The sequence below is a fragment of the Corynebacterium sp. 20-84 genome (assembly GCF_053479455.1).
In genome coordinates this window covers 219,819-239,137 of record NZ_JBRBCB010000003.1, presented here as the reverse complement: position 1 = coordinate 239,137, position 19,319 = coordinate 219,819, and the positions used below count along the sequence as shown (strand labels likewise).

The 19,319-nt window shown below is 63.3% G+C and carries 20 protein-coding genes; 11 read left to right on the top strand and 9 right to left on the bottom strand.

All coding sequences use genetic code 11. The features are described 5' to 3' along the window. Positions 1-9: 9 nt before the first annotated feature. The gene (locus ACUY2Y_RS03750) at positions 10-93 is read left to right on the top strand and encodes a hypothetical protein (RefSeq protein WP_286362473.1); all 84 of its coding nucleotides are present in this window, start codon (positions 10-12) and stop codon (positions 91-93) included. Positions 94-433: 340 nt separating this feature from the next. Here the strand turns inward: ACUY2Y_RS03750 and ACUY2Y_RS03745 are convergent, their stop codons facing one another. The 5 genes from ACUY2Y_RS03745 to upp form a co-directional block, all read right to left on the bottom strand. After that, complete coding sequence (locus tag ACUY2Y_RS03745; RefSeq protein ID WP_448324864.1) at positions 434-1,573, bottom strand: AAA family ATPase; 1,140 nt, start codon at positions 1,571-1,573, stop codon at positions 434-436. Positions 1,574-1,697: 124 nt separating this feature from the next. After that, a complete protein-coding gene (locus ACUY2Y_RS03740) occupies positions 1,698-3,104 on the bottom strand; it encodes an NAD(P)H-quinone dehydrogenase (protein ID WP_448324863.1) in 1,407 nt (468 codons plus the stop codon). 123 nt (positions 3,105-3,227) lie between these two features. Beyond that, complete coding sequence (locus ACUY2Y_RS03735) at positions 3,228-4,412, bottom strand: amidohydrolase (RefSeq protein WP_448324862.1); 1,185 nt, start codon at positions 4,410-4,412, stop codon at positions 3,228-3,230. Between the two features lie 152 nt (positions 4,413-4,564). Next, positions 4,565-4,996 carry a helix-turn-helix domain-containing protein gene (locus tag ACUY2Y_RS03730; RefSeq protein ID WP_259901106.1) on the bottom strand — a complete coding sequence of 144 codons (432 nt, stop codon included), beginning with the start codon at positions 4,994-4,996 and terminating at the stop codon, positions 4,565-4,567. A gap of 82 nt (positions 4,997-5,078) precedes the next feature. Then, entirely contained in the window at positions 5,079-5,714 is a 636-nt protein-coding gene (gene upp / locus ACUY2Y_RS03725; protein ID WP_296146549.1) for a uracil phosphoribosyltransferase, read from the bottom strand. A 71-nt stretch (positions 5,715-5,785) separates the two neighbouring features. Between upp and ACUY2Y_RS03720 the strand changes: the two genes are divergently transcribed. From ACUY2Y_RS03720 to ACUY2Y_RS03710, 3 genes are read left to right on the top strand one after another with little or no spacing between them, the layout of a single operon-like run. Beyond that, complete coding sequence (locus ACUY2Y_RS03720; protein ID WP_448324861.1) at positions 5,786-6,070, top strand: hypothetical protein; 285 nt, start codon at positions 5,786-5,788, stop codon at positions 6,068-6,070. Beyond that, on the top strand, positions 6,067-7,104 hold the full coding sequence (locus ACUY2Y_RS03715) for an NlpC/P60 family protein (RefSeq protein WP_448324860.1): 1,038 nt from the start codon (positions 6,067-6,069) through the stop codon (positions 7,102-7,104). The genes ACUY2Y_RS03720 and ACUY2Y_RS03715 overlap by 4 nt, the downstream gene beginning before the upstream one ends. Before the next feature lie 39 nt (positions 7,105-7,143). Further along, entirely contained in the window at positions 7,144-8,382 is a 1,239-nt protein-coding gene (locus ACUY2Y_RS03710; protein WP_448324859.1) for a hypothetical protein, read from the top strand. Positions 8,383-8,598: 216 nt separating this feature from the next. Here ACUY2Y_RS03710 and ACUY2Y_RS03705 read toward each other — a convergent pair whose 3' ends face one another. Further along, positions 8,599-9,273, bottom strand: coding sequence for a VIT1/CCC1 transporter family protein (locus tag ACUY2Y_RS03705; RefSeq protein WP_448324869.1), 675 nt, complete (start codon positions 9,271-9,273; stop codon positions 8,599-8,601). A gap of 294 nt (positions 9,274-9,567) precedes the next feature. Between ACUY2Y_RS03705 and ACUY2Y_RS03700 the strand changes: the two genes are divergently transcribed. Then, on the top strand, positions 9,568-10,932 hold the full coding sequence (locus ACUY2Y_RS03700) for a serine hydrolase (protein ID WP_448324858.1): 1,365 nt from the start codon (positions 9,568-9,570) through the stop codon (positions 10,930-10,932). Here ACUY2Y_RS03700 and ACUY2Y_RS03695 read toward each other — a convergent pair. Beyond that, positions 10,892-11,980 carry a YhjD/YihY/BrkB family envelope integrity protein gene (locus ACUY2Y_RS03695; protein ID WP_448324857.1) on the bottom strand — a complete coding sequence of 363 codons (1,089 nt, stop codon included), beginning with the start codon at positions 11,978-11,980 and terminating at the stop codon, positions 10,892-10,894. The genes ACUY2Y_RS03700 and ACUY2Y_RS03695 overlap by 41 nt on opposite strands. 140 nt (positions 11,981-12,120) lie before the next feature. Next, positions 12,121-13,128 carry a tryptophan--tRNA ligase gene (gene trpS, locus ACUY2Y_RS03690; RefSeq protein WP_448324856.1) on the bottom strand — a complete coding sequence of 336 codons (1,008 nt, stop codon included), beginning with the start codon at positions 13,126-13,128 and terminating at the stop codon, positions 12,121-12,123. Positions 13,129-13,232: 104 nt separating this feature from the next. On the opposite strand from trpS, the gene ACUY2Y_RS03685 reads away from it, so the two are divergent. From ACUY2Y_RS03685 to ACUY2Y_RS03665, 5 genes are all read left to right on the top strand, one after another. Then, entirely contained in the window at positions 13,233-13,586 is a 354-nt protein-coding gene (locus ACUY2Y_RS03685; RefSeq protein ID WP_448324855.1) for a GntR family transcriptional regulator, read from the top strand. Beyond that, on the top strand, positions 13,583-14,338 hold the full coding sequence (locus ACUY2Y_RS03680) for an ATP-binding cassette domain-containing protein (RefSeq protein ID WP_448324854.1): 756 nt from the start codon (positions 13,583-13,585) through the stop codon (positions 14,336-14,338). Before ACUY2Y_RS03685 ends, ACUY2Y_RS03680 begins: the two co-directional genes overlap by 4 nt. Further along, positions 14,338-15,033, top strand: coding sequence for a hypothetical protein (locus tag ACUY2Y_RS03675; RefSeq protein ID WP_448324853.1), 696 nt, complete (start codon positions 14,338-14,340; stop codon positions 15,031-15,033). Before ACUY2Y_RS03680 ends, ACUY2Y_RS03675 begins: the two co-directional genes overlap by 1 nt. A 231-nt stretch (positions 15,034-15,264) precedes the next feature. Next, positions 15,265-15,609 (top strand): type II toxin-antitoxin system Phd/YefM family antitoxin, encoded by a 345-nt coding sequence (locus ACUY2Y_RS03670; protein WP_448324852.1) that lies wholly within the window; start codon positions 15,265-15,267, stop codon positions 15,607-15,609. A 4-nt stretch (positions 15,610-15,613) separates the two neighbouring features. Beyond that, on the top strand, positions 15,614-16,018 hold the full coding sequence (locus ACUY2Y_RS03665; protein ID WP_448324851.1) for a type II toxin-antitoxin system VapC family toxin: 405 nt from the start codon (positions 15,614-15,616) through the stop codon (positions 16,016-16,018). Between the two features lie 6 nt (positions 16,019-16,024). Here ACUY2Y_RS03665 and ACUY2Y_RS03660 read toward each other — a convergent pair whose 3' ends face one another. Further along, positions 16,025-16,930, bottom strand: coding sequence for an exodeoxyribonuclease III (locus tag ACUY2Y_RS03660; protein ID WP_448324850.1), 906 nt, complete (start codon positions 16,928-16,930; stop codon positions 16,025-16,027). A gap of 117 nt (positions 16,931-17,047) precedes the next feature. Between ACUY2Y_RS03660 and ACUY2Y_RS03655 the strand changes: the two genes are divergently transcribed. Beyond that, entirely contained in the window at positions 17,048-19,261 is a 2,214-nt protein-coding gene (locus ACUY2Y_RS03655; RefSeq protein WP_448324849.1) for an NADP-dependent isocitrate dehydrogenase, read from the top strand. Positions 19,262-19,319 lie beyond the last annotated feature (58 nt).

The window sequence follows — 19,319 nt, the reverse complement described above, 5'->3', positions numbered from 1 at the left end:
GCGACATACATCGAGTTCTATAACAATCACCGAATCAAGATCAGCCTCGATGGCTTGAGCATTGCCGAATATCGAAAAGTCAATGTAGCGTGAGATCGAAACTGTCTAACAAAACGTCCGCACCCCGTCTCCTTGGTCTCCTCCGGAACCTCCACCGGGTCCGCGGCCACCTGCGCGACCTTGTAGGCGAGGTGTTCCTCGTACGGGAACTCCTCCGCCGACCTGCGCGTGCGCACCTCGTGCTCGATCATGGACAGCAAACCTCCTGGGAATATCGCCGCGGGCAATTCATGTCACTGCGGGATACTTTTGTGTCCCGCGCCACTAATTAGTATGCCGAAACAATGTGGGGCGCGGGCCATCTTTCCCCACTTTCTGCATCGCACACCTTCCCAGCGAACCCTCGCCCCGCCCGGGACGGCTTGGCTTTGCCTTAGTCCCAGCCGCTGTCGCGGGGACCGCGGTTCAGCAGGTGGTGCCCCATGTGCGGGATCGTGAAATTCAGGTAGCCGTGTTTCGGGCTGTAGACCAGCTCCCGCTTGAGCAACGCTTGCCGAGCCATGGTGAGCGACTGCGGGGTGGCGCCGAGCACGCGCGCAATCTCCGCCGTCGGCACCGCGGCCAATTCTTGCTGGGCTTGCGCCATTGCCACGAGAAATTCCTCCTGCTTTGGCGGAACCGTGCTCAGCGCCGGCGCGTGCACCAGCTGGCCGAGAGTATCCAGCACATCCTCGCGCACTGCGTCCACACCACCGGCCGTGATCCTTCCGCCCCGGCCAGCCCGCTCAAAGAGGTGGAATCCGATGAGCTGGATCAAAAACGGGTAGCCGCGGCTCATCGCCACCGACGCACGCAAGGCCGCTTGATCGAACTCCGCCCCACCTGCTTCTGCGGTTTGGGCGAGCACCTCTGCCGTCTGCTCCGGCGACATCGGCCCCAGATTGGAGTGCTGAGCCCGGCGCAAGAACGTCGTGCCCGGGTGCTGCAACAGCGATGCGATGCCCTCGGGAAGCCCCGCGGCAGCGAAGGCGATATTGCGGTTATCCCGCATCAGGTCCTGCACCGCGGCGGTGAGCTCCCACATCTGATTCGACGGCGCGCTTTGGACCTCATCGACGGTAATGAGGATGCCGGAGTCGGGGCCGGCTTCGTCGGCAAGCGAATTCAAGCCCGTGATCAGCGAGGGCGCAGGGCTGTACCCGTCGTCGATCTCGCTGCGCACTCCCCCAAGCCCCGCAATATTGACGCCCGTGATGCGGCGCCGCCCCTCGGGGCGCTGGCTCAAGATCGACAGCGCGTGCGGAATCGCGGTATCCACCAGCGGCTGGACCAGGTCGTGCGGCTGCGCGCGGAGCACCACCCAGCCACGGCGCTTCGCTTCGTCTTCCAACTCATTCAGCGTGACGGTCTTGCCGATGCCGCGCGGACCCGACAGCAACAGGGCGCGCCGCGGGTCGCCGACGCCGCCGGACAGCCCGCGGCCGAACGCTTCCACGACCGCGTTGCGGCCAGCGAACACGCTCGGCGAGACGCCGAATGTGGGAATGAACGGGTTGCGCGATAAATTGCCCACGGCGATCCTCCTGCCCGGGTCTCGGCTTTTAGCTTTTATATAGCTTATATTCTCTATATTTTCCCGATCGGCCGCCGCAGTCTTATATAACTTATATTTCGCCCTGAACTGGCACTTTAAGCTCTTAGTTCAGGTCCGTCTTGTGCACGAGACGGCGTGCGGCCTCGGTAATGGAACCCGACAGGGACGGGTAGACCGCCATGGAATTGGCCAGCTGCTCGACCGTGAGGTGGTTGGTCACAGCGATCGTGAGAGACAGGATCAGCTCGGACGCGGTCGGCGCGACGATGACACCGCCGAGCACCTGGCCGGACCCCTTGCGGGCGAAGATCTTCACAAAACCGGTCTTCAACGAACGCATCTTCGCGCGCGGGTTGGTAGCCAGGTCCAGCTTGATGATGTCGGCGGAGTACTCGCCGTTGTGGATCTGCTGCTCCGTGATGCCGACGGCCGCGATCTCCGGACGCGTGAACACAGCATTGCCGACGGTGCGGATGCGCAGCGGTTCGACACCCTCACCGAGCGCGTGGTACATCGCGATGCGGCCCTGCATCGCGGCGACCGAGGCCAGTGGCATAAGGTCGGAGCAGTCGCCCGCGGCGTAGATGCCGGCGACATTGGTGCGGGAGACGCGGTCCACATGAATGTGGCCGGACGGAGTGACGTCCACGCCCTGGGATTCAAGCTGCAGATCCTTCGTGTTCGGGATCGAACCGATGGACATCAGGCAGTGGGAGCCGGTGATCTCGCGGCCGTCGCTCGTGCGCACGATCACGCCCTCGCCGGTGTTTTCCACGCTGTCCACGCGCGCGTCCTTGACCAGGGTCACGTCGCGGTTGGACAGGACCTGCTCCAGCACGTCGGCCGCATCCGCATCGTCGTGCGGGAGAATGCGGTCCGAGGAGCCCACCATGGTCACCTTCACGCCCAGCTCAGCGTAAGCGGAGACGAACTCCGCACCGGTCACGCCCGAGCCGACCACGACGAGGTGCTCCGGCATCTCGATCAGGTCGTACATCTGCTGCCAGTTCAAAATGCGGCGGCCGTCCGGCTTCGCCTTCGGCAGCACGCGCGGGGATGCGCCGGTGGAGATGAGCACCATGTCGCAGTCGATGGTCTCCACGGTGCCGTCTTTGAGTTCCACCTCGACGCGGTGGGTGGTGTGGCCCTCCTGCTTGGATGCGAAGCGGCCGCGGCCGTTGATCAGACGAACGCCGGCGCGCTCGACCTGGTTGCGGATATCGCGCGACTGCTCGGAGGCGAGAGCGACCACGCGGTTGTTCAGCGCCGGAACCGACAGGTTCACCTCGCTGAGGCCGTGTTTGAGACCCATGGCGTCGGCGCGGCGGAGGTCAGTCTTGATATTCGTGCCCGCGATGAAGCCCTTGGACGGGACGACATCGCGCAGAATGCCGGAACCACCGACACCGAGATCCTCGACCAACGTGATGTCCGCGCCGTAAGAACTGCCGACGAGTGCTGCCTCGTAGCCGCCCGGGCCGCCGCCGATGATCACGATCTTCTTGGACACGCATGTCTCCTTTGCGCTTCGCGTCTGCACAGTTTCCGGGAGTCCACTGTAGCCGTCAGCAGCACGTGTCGCCGACCGGGCTGCCGGTGAGCGCGAAGAGAAACGCTGAACTGGGCAGAACGCCTACAGTGCAGCTGGTTCGACGAGGCCACCTTCATAGCGTTCGACCATCGAGCCGAACAGGCGCACGCCGACGTCAATGCACCGTTCGTCGACGATGATGTCACCGCGGTGCAGATCGTATTTCGGGCCAGTCCCCTGCCAGCAACCCAAGCGTGCCATGGAGCCGGGCACGTGCTCGAGGTACCAGGAGAAATCTTCACCGCCGCTGGACTGCGGAGCCTGCACCACCGCGTGCGGGTCGACATTCTGTGCGGCCCCGGCAAGTGCTGCGGTGGCCACATCGTCGTTCATCACTGGCGGAACGCCCCGGGTATAGGACAATTCGTATTTGCAGCCGGTGGGGGCCACGACGGCGTCGATAAGCTCGCGCATGAGCGGTTCCAACGTTCGCCACGTCCCGATATCTTGGGTGCGGATCGTGCCGGACACGCGACCCGTTTTCGGCACGGCGTTCGCGGCGAAGCCCGCCTCGAGCTGGCCGAAGACCAGCACGGTGCCGGTGCGCGGATCCACCCGGCGCGACAACAAGCCCGGCAACTGCGTGACCAGGCTGCCGAGGGCGTAGACCACATCGGCCGTCAAATGGGGGCGGGAGGTGTGGCCTCCGGGACCGGTGACGTCGATACGCAAAACATCCGCGGCGGACGTGATCGCGCCCGTGCGCACACCGACCTGGCCGACACGCAATTTCGGCTCGACGTGCACGGCATAGATGCTGGACACGCCTTTCAAGCCACCCCACTCGATGACATCGCGCGCGCCGCCGTCCATCACTTCCTCCGCGGGCTGGAAGATGATGCGGATACCGAACGGCAGGTCGATCTCCGACAAGGCGCACGCCAATGCCAGGCAGATCGTGGTGTGGACATCGTGGCCGCAGGAATGTGACATTCCCGGGGTCAGCGACGCGAACGGCAGGCCCGAGACCTCCTCGACGCGCAGTGCGTCGATGTCCGCGCGGAAGCCGAGACGCTCGTCGCTCTCCGGCCCGATGTCGACGTACAGGCCCGTCTCCGGGAAGAGCTGCGGCTCAAGCCCGTGGTCTGCGAGCACGCTGGCGATGAACTGCGTCGTCTCGATCTCGGCGTGGGACAACTCTGGATGGGAATGCAGATGGCGACGCCACTCCACGACCTGGTCGCGGTGCTCCACCAGCCATGCGTCGATTTGGGCCGCTATTGACACGCTGCACACTCCCCTTCGCCTCAACGATGTCCGCGCGCTGTCCACGCTAGCGTCCGCGCGCATCTAGTTTCGCTCTGCGTGGAAGTGTACAACTAGACCAAGCTGTACAGATAGTTGGGGCAGAAAAATGGCCGAGATTTTTCTGACTCTGCCTAACCCAGCGACGCGAAAGGCTTCGTATCGTCGGGGCCAGCCGGCCAGGCGACGGTGGTACTCAATTGCCGCCAGTGAGCCCTTTTCTTCTGCTCGACTTCCTCGTCCTGCAGGTCCTTCGCCTTCTCCATCACCCGCTCGAGCGCTTCCCAGCACAGCTCGCCGACCTCTTCCCCTACGGCCGGCAGCAGCACCGCGGGCGGCACGCGCAGGGCGTACGCCAGGCGGTAGATAGTGCTCATCGTCGGATCCGACGACCGCGTCGCGCCGGAACTATTCCGCTCCAGATTCGACACCAAGCTGCGCGACAACCCCGCCATTTCAGCCAAACGCATCTGGCTGATCCCCCTCATATCCCGCAGCATTCGCAGACGCGCCGACAGGCTGTAACCGAAGCTCATCCAATTGCGCGTCGGTAAAACCTCATCCATCCCTAAGCCCCCCTTAGAATTTTTTAAGTTTTCGTTAAGGCGGAGACTAACTTAAATGCGTGAGGCGCGCCACACAAATATTTTAGAGGTGAATATTACGAGGTCCGTAGAGTCGATCGCCCGCATCGCCCAGGCCCGGCACGATGTAGGCATCCTCGTTCAACGCCGGGTCCACCGCCGCCGTGATCAAACGGAGCGGCACGTTCATCTCCGCGAGGCGGTCCACACCCGGCTGCGCGGACACGACGCAGATCACCGTGATGTCGTCCGCCCCGCGCGCGGTAAGCAGCTCGATCGCGTGGACGAGCGAACCGCCCGTGGCCAGCATCGGGTCCACCAGGTACACCGGCTGTCCCGACAGATCGTCCGGCAGCGCCTCCAGGTACGGCACCGGCTCATGCGTCTCCTCGTCGCGCGCCAGACCGATGAAGCCGACCTGCGCGTCCGAGATCATCGACAGCGCCGGGTCCACCAGCCCCAGGCCGGCACGGATCACCGGCACGATGATCGGCGGATTCTTCAGCCGCGAACCTTCCGCAGTCGCCACCGGGGTCGTGCACTCGTAGGTCTCCACCTCGAGGTCGCGCGAAGCTTCGTACACCAGCATCGCTCCCAGGTCCGACAGGGCGGTACGGAAACCGGAATTATTCGTGCGCTCGTCGCGCAGGCGGGTCAGACGTGCTTGGGCCAGCGGGTGGTCGATGATCGTAATCTCCATAGATACCCATGCTATCGCGGAACTTTTCACGCTGATGGAACCTTCGGGCGGTTCGGGCAGTCCAATAAGGCATGCACATTTTGAATTTGGATACCGCCGCCACTGAAACCGACCTCGCCTCTTTGCGCGAAGACGCTGACGCACTCGCGCCCACATCTTTGCCGCCGCTGCCTACCGCGGGCCCGCTCGCTGGCCTCGCTACCGCCATCACCAACGCCGTCGCCGCCGCAAACGATCAAGCTGCGCTGCTCACCGATGAAGCGCACCGCGTCGCCGACAACATGGCGGTATTCAGCAACAAGGCATCGCTTATCGACGGCGCATCTGCCCACTCCTTCGAGGCCATCCACCCATGACCGCGACTCTGACACCACCGCCGCTGTCTCAATCGGCGCTGCCCCAACCCGCACCTGCGCTCGACCCCATGTCGTCCGGCCTGGGGCTCATGCCTCTGGTGGCTGCCGCCGGTTTCACTCTCGTCGAGCCTGTGCTGTGCGCCATCCTGGAATCTGCGCCTGAGCCCCTGCCAGAGATCACCATCGGCACCACGCCCGAGTTCGCTTCCGCTAATGCGCTCGCCGACCTAGTCGGCGCGGATCCCAGCCGCCTGCTCGGTGCGGTAGCCAACCTCGCGGCCGACCGCGATGAGATTGAGGCCGCTATAGGCGACGCCGCCCCCCATATCGAAAGCGCGGCCGCCGACATCGTCGAGACCGGCAAGCAGTTCCTCATTGACGCTGCACCGCTCCTCCCCGGCCTGCTTTCTGGCCCGGCCGGATTCGGTGCTGTCCTTGAACTCACGGTCTTGGCGGGAGGGGCGCTGGCGGACGTCGATAAGCGGCTCGACGTGTTGAAAGACGACCTGGACCCGCTCATCACACGCCTGGACAACCTGGTTGCTGATGCGCTATCCCGCGACCCGCTCGTCCCGTCCGCCACGGCGCAGGCCGCCGAAGCAGAACTCCGTGGCAGCTCGACGCAGCCTACCGCACTGGAGACACCCGCTCCCGCCAACGTCCCTGATAGTCCCGTCCCCGCCGGGGACAGTGAAGCTGGCCGCGCCGCCGTTGCCGCCGCGAAATCCATGCTGGGCACCCCGTACGTGTGGGGTGGCAACGCGCCCGGCGGCTTCGACTGCTCCGGGCTGACTTCCTGGGCTTACCGCCAAGCCGGCGTCGAAATCCCGCGCACCGCCGAAAACCAGGCCATCGGGCAACAAGTCAGCCACGACGATCTGCAGCCCGGCGACCTCATCGTCTGGTCCGGCCACGTGGCCATGTACGCCGGCGACGGAATGATGGTCGAAGCCGGCGACCCGGTGCAGATGAACCCGGTGCGCACGACCAATATCCGCATGCCGTTCAAAGGGTTCTGGCGGCCGACGGCCTAGCTCGAATAATTGGACATGGGTTTAGTAATGTGAATGCCCATGAATACGCGCGCGATTCTCCCGGTGAAGATCTCGTTGACGGAGGGTGATTTCTACACGCTCTGGGCCCCCACGTGGCGCCAAGGCGGATCCGAATGGCAAGCCTTCCTCGGCGACGCCGACGATGTCCTCGTCTTCAACAGCCCCGAGGCACTCCTCGTCTACCTCGAGGACCACAACGACCACGACCTCGTCGACCACCCCAAGTGGTCCGCCTTCCAGGCCGGCGGCGACGACCGCGTCGTGCCCGGCGATAAAAACACCTACGACATCATCGGCCTGCCGTCCTACCTGGCCGGCCGCCCGAGCCACGAGAATGTCTCCGCTGTCTCCCGCATTTTCCAGCTCTCCCGGTCGCTCGCCGAAGTGGCCAACGCGCAGGACGCTTCCATCTTCTTCGCGTCCCACTCCGTTTTGAACAATGTCCACCGCGGCCACGAGCACTACGCCGGCCCCACCGGCCTCGGTGAATGGTCCGGCGTCGGCCGCGCCGTCCTGACCAACTGGGAAAATGTCGTCTCCTCCCTTGATGACGCTGTCCGCGTCGTCGCCGATGATGAGCTCGATGCCACCCGCGTGTCCGACGCCGGCGAATCCATCGCCGCAGCCACCGCCGCCCGCGAAGAGCGGCGCGCCCAGGCCGAGAAGGACGCCGAGGAAGCCCGCGCCGCCGCCGACCCCTACGATTCATCCGCCTGGGCCGATGCTGGCATCGACCCCGTCAAGATGACTGTCCAGGGCAAGGGCGTGTACACCCTGCGCACCTACATCGGCGACTCCCCTGTCTTCCTGGGCAAATTCGGGGAAATCTTCACCTTCCCCACGACCAAGCACCTGCTGCGCTGGATCGTGGACAACGACGACCACGAGCTTGCCCGCGTGAGCACCTGGTCCGATCTCCAGTCCCTCGCCAACGCCGGCGAACTCGAGGTCACCGTCCACCCGGACAACTCCTACTCGCTGAACGGCATCGCCTCCGACATCGAGAAGGGCGTCGACGCAGTGGACACCCAGCAGATGTCCAAGGCCTACGAGCTCATGGCCGACGCAGCCGACTGGGCCGACGACGACTCGCTCAACTCTTACCTGCTCGCCAACCCCCGCATGCAGGACTACCTCGCCTACATGATGGGCTCCACCGAAGCCGCCGGCTACGTCCCCTCCGCCCCCTTCACCGACAAAGCCGAAGGCTGGCGCGAACTCGAAGACCTCCTAGTGAAGCGCTTCTCGAAGTTCTAGGGCCGCCGGGCCGCCGGTCCAAAACCTGCAGGGCCACCGGGCCAGAACCTAGATGTTAACCCCAAAACTTAGTTTCCCCAGGTCACTGAAACCGGGCCTCAAACGCCCACCTGGGATAACTAAGTTTTGGGGTTAACAACTAGAGCGGGGGTTAACAACTGGGGTTAACAACCAGCCACCACCCCCGGTCGACCCATACCACTGCGACCCCCGGAACTACCCGACCGCGGTGCCGAACAGCGAGCCGACGGCGAAGGTCGCAGCGAGCGCCAACCCGCCGCCGATGACCAGTCGGAAGACGGCTCGACCCGGCTTCGCGCCGCCGAGTTTGGCGGAGATCGCGCCGGTGACTGCCAGGGCGATCAGGGTGGCAACAACGCAGACGGCCACGCGGCTGGTGGCGCCGCCGCCGAGCATGATCGCACCGAGCGGCAGCAGCGCGCCGACGAAGAACGACAGGAACGAGGCGATCGCAGCGGACCACGGACTGACGAGGTCGTCCTGGTCGAGGCCATAGTGGACCTCCAAGTGGGCGGCGAGCGGATCGGATTCGGTGCGCTCACGGGCCACGGCAAGGGCGGTCTCCGGGGAGAGTCCGTCGTTCTTGTACGCCTGGACCAAATGGCGGAATTCTGCCTCAGGGTCTTCTGCCTGCAGCTTCTTCTCGGAGTCGACGGCGGCCTTCTCTGCGTCGCGTTGGGAGGAGACGGAGACATACTCACCTAGCGCCATGGAGATCGCACCACCGACGAGCGCTGCCAGACCGGCGGTGAAAATCTCGCGGGTGCTGTCCGTCGCACCGGCAACACCGACCACGACCGCGGCGGTGGACACGATGCCGTCGTTCGCACCCAGCACGGCGGCGCGGAGACGGTTCAGCTTCTCCCCCATGCCGTGGGTTTCCACCTCGACTTCGGGGAAATCCTCCTGCTCGAGGTAGCCAATATCAGTACCTGCAAGCAGCAGGGTATCGGCGGTCGCTGCGGCAGGAATGCTTTCCTTTTCACTCATATTCTTAGTTCTACGCGGACACTAACCAGCACCGCAAGCAAGTTAGCGCTAACTAACTGCAGGTGAGAGGGCATTTTTGAGGTGAGGCTACGCTTGCCCCGCGCGGAAACGGGCAGGAGAATTCAGCGGGTCATAAGTCCCCTACCCCGCACATGGTCCTAGACTTACCGCTCGATGAAGAAGAAGCTGTCTATCGCGTTAGCTGCAGCCATCGTCCCCGCCGCTATCGCACCGGTCGTCCCACTTATTGTGCCTGCTGCCGTGGCGCAGGAAGCAGAAACCAGCACCGCGGCACCCGAAGAGCCCGGAGCTGACACCCCGGCGGACCCTGAAAACGAGGCAGGGGCAGACGCCCAGGCCGAGGCCACGGATGAGGATGCGCCGCACTACCCGGATCCGCGCGAGAAAGCCCCGAACACGGACAATTGCCCGAACGCGACGCTGCCGCCGGAGCCGGTGAGCACGTCGGAACGCGTCGCGCCCGGTTCCCCCACCCCGACGCCGCTGCCGGTCGAGTACGACGGCCCGTGCGGTGTCATCGCGCCGGACGGTTTCAAGGTCAGCGAGAAGGTCTTGGCCACGTCGTGGCTGGTCGCAGACGCTGACACGGGCGATGTGATCGCGATGAAGGACCCGCACGGGCGCTACCGCCCGGCGTCGATCATCAAGGTGCTGCTCGCTCTCATCGCCATCGACGAACTTCCGTTGGACAAGGAGGTCACGGTCAGCGAGGAATCCGCCGGCCAGGAGGGTTCCGCGGTGGGGTTGGGCCCGAACGGCAAATATTCCATCGACGACCTCCTGCACGGCCTACTCATGGTCTCCGGCAATGATGCTGCGCACGCACTCGCACAGGAGCTGGGCGGCGACGAGGAGACGCTGCGCAAGGTCAATGAGAAGGCCGCCGAGCTGGGTATGAAGGACACCCGCGCAGCGAGCTATTCCGGACTCGATGGCCCCGGTATGTCCACCTCCGCGTGGGACATGGGCGTGGCGTACTCCGAGGCATACAAGAACCCGAAGTTCAGCGAGATCATCGCCACCGAGATGTACCCCTTCCCCGGTTACACCGCCGCGGACGGGGAGGAGCTGCCGGGCTTCGATGTCTACAACGACAACCAGCTCTACCTCAACGATCCCGACGGAATCGGCGGCAAGACGGGCTACACGGACGACGCGAAGCACACCTTCGTCGGCGCGCTCGACCGCGACGGCCGGCGGCTCATGGCGATCGTGCTGGACACCACCATCGACAAGGGGCGCGCGTGGGAGCAGACGCAAGATCTCATTCACGAGGCGTACAAGTTCAGCTCCGACGACGCCGTCGCATCGCTTATCGACGACACCGCCAACCCCTCCAACACCGGCACCCCCATCTCCGACGCACCCGACTCGGACGAAAAATCCTCCGAAAACGCCAAAAACGGCGACCCCGTCCCGTGGGAAGGAATCGCCGTCTTCAGTGGTGTGCTGGCCCTAGCCGGGCTAGCTACCTGGCTCAGTCTCGCGTCAGCAAAGAAACGGCGGCGACGCCGATAGCACCGATCGCAGCACCGATGCCGAGGTTGCGGCCAGTGTTGTCCTTCTCGTTGATCCCGGCGCGGATATTGATCACGGCCGGTTCCGGAATGACCGGTTCTTCCTGCGCGAGGGATTCCTTCGTGGTCGCCGTCCACGCGGAGACGTAGAGGACCACGCGCCACACCAGGTAAAGCACGACCATCAGGGAGATGATCGGGCCGAACAGCGCGCCTGCCGGGTTGTTCGTGGCAGAACCGATGATGACGGTGGAGAACTGCTTGATCAGCTCAAAGATCACTGCACCGATGAGCGCACCCTTGAAGCCGGACTTCAGCGGCACCTTGGTGCGCGGCATGAACACGACCATCCACCAGAAGACCAGGAAGTTGGCGAAGATACCTGCCACCAGGCCCGCCAGCCACACGACGAAGCGCGCACCCGGGAAATTGCCGATGCCGAAGTGCTCCATCGCCGTCGTAGTCAGACTCGACGAGCCGACAGCAGTCACGCCGAAGGCGAGAATCAGCAGCACCAGCAGGCCGATAAGCGCGACCAAGTCCGCGAGCTTCTTTGTGACGAAGTTTCCGCCGCCCTCATTGGCGTCCAGCGACCACATCGCGGAGATACCGGTGCGCAGGTGGTTCATCCACCCCAGGCCCGACCACAGCGCAGTCAACAAACCGATACCGGCGACAGCACCACGCTGATCGATCGCCGTTTTCACGATCTCGTTGACCATCTCACCGGTGTCGCCCTCCACCGAGTTAGAGATCTGCTCCTGCAGCTGATCCATCAAATCCGGGCGCGCCGCCAGGACGAAACCGATGCCTGCGAAAAGGAGCATGACCAGCGGGAAGATCGACAGCACGGAGAAGTACGTGATGCCGGCGGCGAACTGGTTGCCGCCTTCTGCTCCGAAGCGCTCGTTCATGCGCATCAGGTGTGCGACCGGTGGCGCTTTCTCCTCCACTTTCGCCATCGCCCCGCCGCCTTGCTGGGTCGGGTGGGCGCGCTCAATCCCCTGCTCATCTGTGAAGCCCTCGCGGGGCGACGTAGCTGTTGCCATGGGTAATCCAGTCCTTTCCTAAGTTTCGCTCATACATGGTAAAGCACCGGCTGGACACCTGCGCCTTAATGGCGCTTCGGGAGGTGTCGGGCCGGTGCGGGGAGGGCGGGGTTTTCACCCCGTCGTCGATAAGCGTGCTTTTAGCGACGGGGAACGAGGAAACCTGTCTTCTCGTAGACATCCGCGAGCAGCGGCTGCGCGATCTCGCGGGCACGGGCGGCACCACGGGCGAGAATGTCCTCGAGCTGGGCGCGGTCGCTCATCAGCTCGTCGTAGCGTGCGCGCAGCGGCGTGGTGAACGCCTCCAACGCTTCGGCGGTGTCACCCTTGAGCGCGCCGTAGCCCTGGCCCTCGTAGCCCGCGACGAGCGAATCGATGCTGTTGCCCGTCAACGCCGACTGAATCGCCAGCAGGTTGGACACGCCCGGCTTGCCCTCGCGGTCGAACGCGATGACGCCGTCATTGTCCGTCACCGCGGACTTGATGCGCTTCGCCGAGGTCTTCGGCTCATCCAGCAGGTTGATGATGCCCTTCGGATTCGCCCCCGACTTGCTCATCTTCGAGGTCGGCTCCTGCAGGTCGTAGATCTTCGCCGAGCCCTCCGGGATGAAGCCCTCCGGCACCACGAAGGTCTTTCCGTAACGGCCGTTGAAACGCTCCGCCAGAGTGCGGGTGAGCTCCAGGTGCTGGCGCTGATCCTCGCCCACCGGCACGAGCTGCGGCGAGTACAGCAAGATATCCGCCGCCATGAGCACCGGGTAGGTGAACAGGCCCACCGACGTACGGTCCTGGCCCTGCTTTTGCGACTTATCCTTGAACTGCGTCATGCGGCTGGCCTCGCCGAAGCCCGTCAGGCACTGCAGCACCCACGTCAGCTCCGCATGCTCCGGCACGTGCGACTGCACGAACAGCGTCGACTTATCCGGGTCGATGCCCAGCGCGATCAGCTGCGCCACGCCCTTGAGCGTGCGCTCGCGCAGCTCCTCCGGGTTCTGCTCCACCGTGATCGCGTGCAGGTCCGGAATGAAATAGAACGCCTCGTAGTCGTCCTGCAGGTCAATCCACTGCTTCAGCGCCCCCAGGTAATTGCCCAGGTGGTACGAGTCGGCGGTGGGCTGGATTCCGGAAAGAACACGCGGTTTAGACATAGTGACCAGTGTATCCCCTGGCCGTGAGCGGGCGCACACTACAACCATTTTTAGCAGCGCATAGCGTTTGACGTGCCGAGACTTATGGTTATATGGTTAACCACATGAGTGGTAAACCCATATACCAAGAGATTGCGGATGAACTCCGCGACATGATCTCCTCGGGCGCACTCGCCCCCGGAGACCGCGTCCCGTCAACAAACGAGCTCTCTACCTACCACTCCGTCAACCCGACCACCTCCGCGAAAGCTCTCACCGAGATTTTCAATGAGGGTCTAGCGGAGAAACGCCGGGGGCTCGGCATGTTCGTTCTTGATTCCGCGCGCCAACAGCTACTCGACTCCCGGCGCAACGCATTCCAAGAGCGATTTGTCCAACCTTTCGTCCACGAGGCCGACCAGCTTGGCCTTTCCACAGCGGAACTGACCGCCATGATTAAAAAGGAGCGCACCGAATGAAGCATGCACGCCTGCAGCCCCCTCCCCAGCCCGGCTTTTACGCTCTTGTCGGCCCGAACGCGGCAGGCAAAACTCACCTGCTTCGTTCATTGATGGGCCCGGGTGCCGCGTTCGCGCCGGCTGGTGCGGACGCTAAATTCGCTGGCGGTACCGTCGCCCGACAGCTACGCGCAGCCAACGCCGCAAAGCCTCTCGCCCCTATCGATCTGCCTGATGCTCGCATCAAGGACCTTTCCGTCGGCCAGCGCCGCTTGCTCACCATTAGGATCGCGCTTGCAGCACAAGAGCCACTTTTGCTTCTCGACGAACCTTTTGACGGCGTAGACACCACCACACGCAAGCAGTTGCGACAGCAACTCATTGATTACATTGCGGGGGACCCCGAGCGCACTATCATCATGACTTCGCACCGCGCCGAGGATTTCGCCGGATTAGCTACGCACGTGATCCAGGTGTTTGACTGGGAGGTCAACTCCTACGGGCTTCCGCTTGACAATGCCCGCACACACTTCCCCACCATCACCGGCCCCAGCGCCGAGATTGAAGACCTGACAACCCAGTACCCGGTTGCTGAAACGGCGACGCTTGGCCCCACTACCCGTGCCACATTCACCGAACCGGCCGCAGCGGCAACCACCCATTTGCCCGTGAGCTTCCCCACCGACACGGATCTACTCAACCTCCTGGCCACAACACCTATCCATGTCGAACCCGAAGAAACAGACCAAACACCCCAGGGAGATGTGAAGTGATGAGACCTTTCTTGAGTCCAGCCACACCAGCCAAGTACCTCACTGCGTTCTTTGTTTTATTGATCGCGATGCCGTTCGGCCGGTTCTACACGGGCGACGGTGAACTCTGGACCATCTGTGGCGGCATCGCCCTCATGGCGCTCTTCGCCCACAATGCATCCAAATGGCCGGCCCTGAACCAATTGGGAATGAGTTTTAGCCGGTGGTTCACATCCGCTTTAGCAGTCGCACTAACCGCCACAGGCATCCTCTCCGCCGCCACGTCCGCTTCATCTATTGCAAACCAGTACGCCAATCCCTACTACAAGTTCTACGATGTCTTCCTTGTTACCAACAGCCAAGCTGTGAACTGGGTTGACGATGATGTTGTGACGGCTGCCGGCCAGAACTCGTGGACAATCCTCGCTACATTTGGGGTGACGTTCATTTTCCTTTTTCTCACTACGCTCACCGGAATCGCCATCGGGGTATCAGAAGTCGCCGCTAACAGGTGGGGTCCGCTTGTAGTCGGAATCGCCATCGCTGGGTTGTTCCTTGGTTATGCATACGCAGAGACGTACTGGGATTACGCATCTACCGTAGGTACCCCCATCCCGCGATCGAGTGATGTGTGGATCGCAGTTGGCCTTGGCGCGCTTGTGGTCGCCATAACCACCGTTGTGACAATTGCCCGCACACCACGATTCGTCAAATAGCCAGCAACAAGCGACCCGAGCAGAAGGCGGTTAGCGTTCCAACATGCTCGGCAGCACCGGGGCCGCAGGAGTTGGCGGACGCAACGGCAGTAGCTACATGGGGATACCGGACGCATCACTGGAATCTACGCAGTGGGGATGCCACCTCGACCCGAGTGCCGTTGCAAATCCCACCTGAGCCCAACCCCGGTGAGCCTTCCTCCCTTGCCCACTTGTTGCTACGCTCGTAGCATGTCTGCCGCACCAGTTCCCAACTCGTCCGATCCGTCCGAATCCACTCCACACACCGCGAAGTCCGACAGCCCCAACTACCCTTCCGAGCCGCGCACAATCCCGCAGCGTGAACTGCGCAACGACAGCAGCCGTATCCTGCGCGAGGTCGAACAGGGCGCGGAATTCATCATCACGAACCGTGGGCGCCCAGTCGCTCGCCTGACCGGCTTGATCGACGCACACCATTGCCGACTTTCCTTCACTCCGCCATCGAAGCCACTCAATCTGGACGAGATTAAACGGGTACGCCTACCCGTGAGCACGCAGCAGATCCTCGACGAACTGCGTGAAGAGAGGATGTGACACGGTGAATCTTTGGTATCTCGACACGTCAGCCGCGTTCAAACTTCTCGTCGAAGAAGCAGAAACGAAAGCGCTCGATAAAGCGATACTGACGCATTCACCAGTGCTGTCTTCTTGCAGACTGCTCGAAACCGAGCTTCGTCGGACTCGAAACAAGTATCCAGAGTTGAGCTTGGGAGAACTGGAATCGTTCTTGGCCTCGATCACGATTTTCGATCTCGACCGCACCGCATACCGCTTTGCCGGCTTAATTCCCGGAAAACATCTCAGGTCGCTCGACGCTATCCACATCTCCGCCGCGATGCTGGGCGGCTGCACCACGATGGTGACCTACGACCACCGTATGGCCGAGGCCGCAGAAAACAACGGCCTCGACGTCATCTCGCCGGGGGCTGCGGCGAACCGGTAGCCCCGCCTAGCTGTACTCGACGAGCAGCGGCGAGTGGTCGGACCAGCGCTCTTCGACGGTCGCAGCTTTTTCCACCCAGGTGCGCTGGGCGCGCTCGAGCATATTCGCGGTGACGGCCTGGTAGTCGATGCGCCAGCCCGCGTTGTTGTTGAAAGCCTGACCGCGGTAGGTCCACCAGGTGTACGGGGCATCCTCTGGCTGGAGGCGGCGGGCCACATCGAACCAGCGGGGCTCGGCGCAAGCAGCGCGACGGAGATCACTGACGTACTCGACGGCGCCGAAGAAGCCGGCCTCGTCCTTGGCGCCGATGTCCTGGGCCTCATCGTCCGGGAAGCAGCCGAAGACAGAGTCCATGAACGCGCGCTCGCCGGGCAAGAAACCGGAGGACTTCTGGTTGCCCTTCCAGTTCTTCAGGTCCTCGCGGCGGTGGCAGATATTCCAGTCGCCGCCGATCACCATGTCCTTGTTTTCCTCAGCCCACTGGGTCAGCAGCGGCTCGAACTGGTCCAGGAAACGCCACTTCTCGTCCTGCTTCTCCGTGCCGGTGCTGCCGGAAGGAAGGTAGAGGGAGGAGACCACGGTGCCGTCGTCAAGCGTGCCCGCGATGAAGCGACCGGAATCCTCAAATTCGGGGATGCCGACGCGGACATCGTCAAGCGGTGTGCGCGACGCAATGCCCACGCCCGCGCGACCTTTCGCCGCGGCGGGCGCGAAATAGACGTGCCAACCCTGCTCGATCGCGGGTGCAAGTGCCTTTTCCGCCTGGTCCTGCGTCGCGCGGACCTCCTGCATGAGCACCACGTCAGCCGAAGTCTCCTCGAGCCAGGCGAGCATGCCCGGATTGTTCTCGTTGCGCACCTTCGTGGCCGCGCGGATGCCATTGACGTTGACGGATGCGATAGTGAGGCTCATGCGGGCCCACCTTACCGTGCGGTACCCGGAGCCTAGACGGCGGACCGAAAGCTATATGGGTACGCTGGTGGGCTGACACATTGAGAAATAGAACATTCTGATTATTTGAGGTGACCCATGGCCAAAATCATCTGGACCAAAACGGACGAAGCTCCGCTTCTAGCTACCTACTCCCTCAAACCGATCGTCGAAGCCTTCGCCTCCAACGCAGGCGTGGACGTAGAGACCTACGACATTTCCCTCGCGGGCCGCATCCTCGCCCAGTTCCCTGACTACCTGGGCGAAGACCAGCGCGTACCCGACTACCTGGAGAAGCTCGGCGAACTGGCAGGCACCCGCGATGCCAACATCGTGAAGCTGCCCAATATCTCCGCATCTCTGGTGCAGCTGCGCAAGGCCATCAAGGAACTGCAGGACGCCGGCTTCGACATCCCCGACTACCCGGCCAACCCCACCAGCGAGACGCAGGAAGACATCCGCGCGCGTTACGACGCTGTGAAGGGCTCCGCAGTCAACCCGGTCCTCCGCCAGGGCAACTCCGACCGCCGCGCGCCCCAGTCTGTGAAGAACTTCGCCCGCAAGCACCCGCACTCCATGGGCGCATGGTCCGCTGATTCCAAGACCAACGTGGCCACCATGTCCGAGGGGGACTTCCGCCACAACGAGAAGTCCGTCATCATCGACGCCGATGACACCCTGACTATGAAGCTCGTCGGCGACGACAAGGAGCGCGTTTTCCGCGACGATGTGAAGGTCGCCGCTGGTGACGTCGTCGACGCGACCTACATGTCCGTCAAGGCCCTCGACACCTTCCTTTTGCGCGCTGTTCAGCGCGCAAAAGACGAGAACATCCTCTTCTCCGTCCACCTCAAGGCCACCATGATGAAGGTCTCCGACCCCATCCTCTTCGGCCACGTCGTCCGCGCCTTTTTCAAGGACGTCTACGACCAGTACGGCTCTGAGCTTCTCGAAGCTGGCCTCGACGGCGAGAGCGGCCTCGGCGCCATTTACAGTGGCCTGTCCGACCTGGAAAACGGCGAGGAGATCCGCGCCGCCTTCGACAAGGCCATGGCCGACGGCCCGGCACTGGCGCAGGTGAATTCCCACAAGGGCATCACCAACCTGCACGTGCCGTCCGACGTGATCGTCGACGCCTCCATGCCGGCTATGATCCGTACCTCCGGCCACATGTGGAATGCCGATGACCAGGAACAAGACACCCTGGCCGTCATCCCCGACTCCTCCTACGCCGGTGTCTACCAGGCGGTCATCGACGACTGCCGCGCTAACGGCGCCTACGACCCGACCACCATGGGCACCTCCCCCAACGTCGGCCTCATGGCGCAGAAGGCCGAGGAGTACGGCTCCCACGACAAGACCTTCAAGATGCCTTTCGACGGCACCATGCAGGTCATCGCCGGCGACGGCACCGTGCTGATGGAGCACACCGTGGAAAAGGGCGACATCTGGCGCTCCTGCCACACCGGTGGCCCCGCCATCGAGGACTGGGTCAAACTGGCCGTCGACCGCGCCCGCAAGTCCGGCATGAAGACCATCTTCTGGCTCGACCCGCAGCGCGCCCACGACACCAATATCCAGCAGATCGCCGAGAAGCAGCTCGCCGGCCTGGACACTGACAGCCTGGACATCTCGTTCGCTTCCCCGGAGGAAGCCACCAAGATCACCGTCGACCGCATCCGCCGCGGCGAGGACACCATCTCGGTGACCGGCAACGTGCTGCGCGACTACAACACCGACCTCTTCCCCATTCTCGAGCTGGGCACCTCCGCCAAGATGCTCTCCGTCGTCCCGCTCATGGCCGGCGGCGGCCTGTTCGAGACCGGTGCCGGCGGCTCTGCACCGAAGCACGTCCAGCAGGTCGAAGCCGAAAACCACCTGCGCTGGGATTCGCTTGGCGAATACCTGGCACTCACCGAGTCCTTCCGCCACGAGCAGGACAAGAACGACAACGCCCGCGCCGGCGTTTTGGGAGATACCCTCGACCGCGCCATCGAGACCTTCCTCGACGAGGGCCGTTCCCCGTCCCGCAAGGCAGGCGAGATCGACGACCGCGGCTCCCACTACTTCATCGCCCGCTACTGGGCCGATGAGCTGGCTAAGCAGACCGACGACGCTGAGCTTGCATCCGGCTTCGAGGAGATCGCCGCTGAGCTTCGCGACAACGAGGAGACCATCCTGCAAGAGCTTCTCGACGTCCAAGGCGGCCCCGCCGACCTCGGCGGCTACTACTGGTTCGACGACGCCAAGACCACCAAGGTCATGCGCCCGTCCGAGACCTTCAACCGCATCGTCGACGCACTGGAGAGCTAGCAGCTCCCGACGCTGACGTTGGCCACCTCCCAGAACGGGAGGGCGGCCGAGTGCGTGT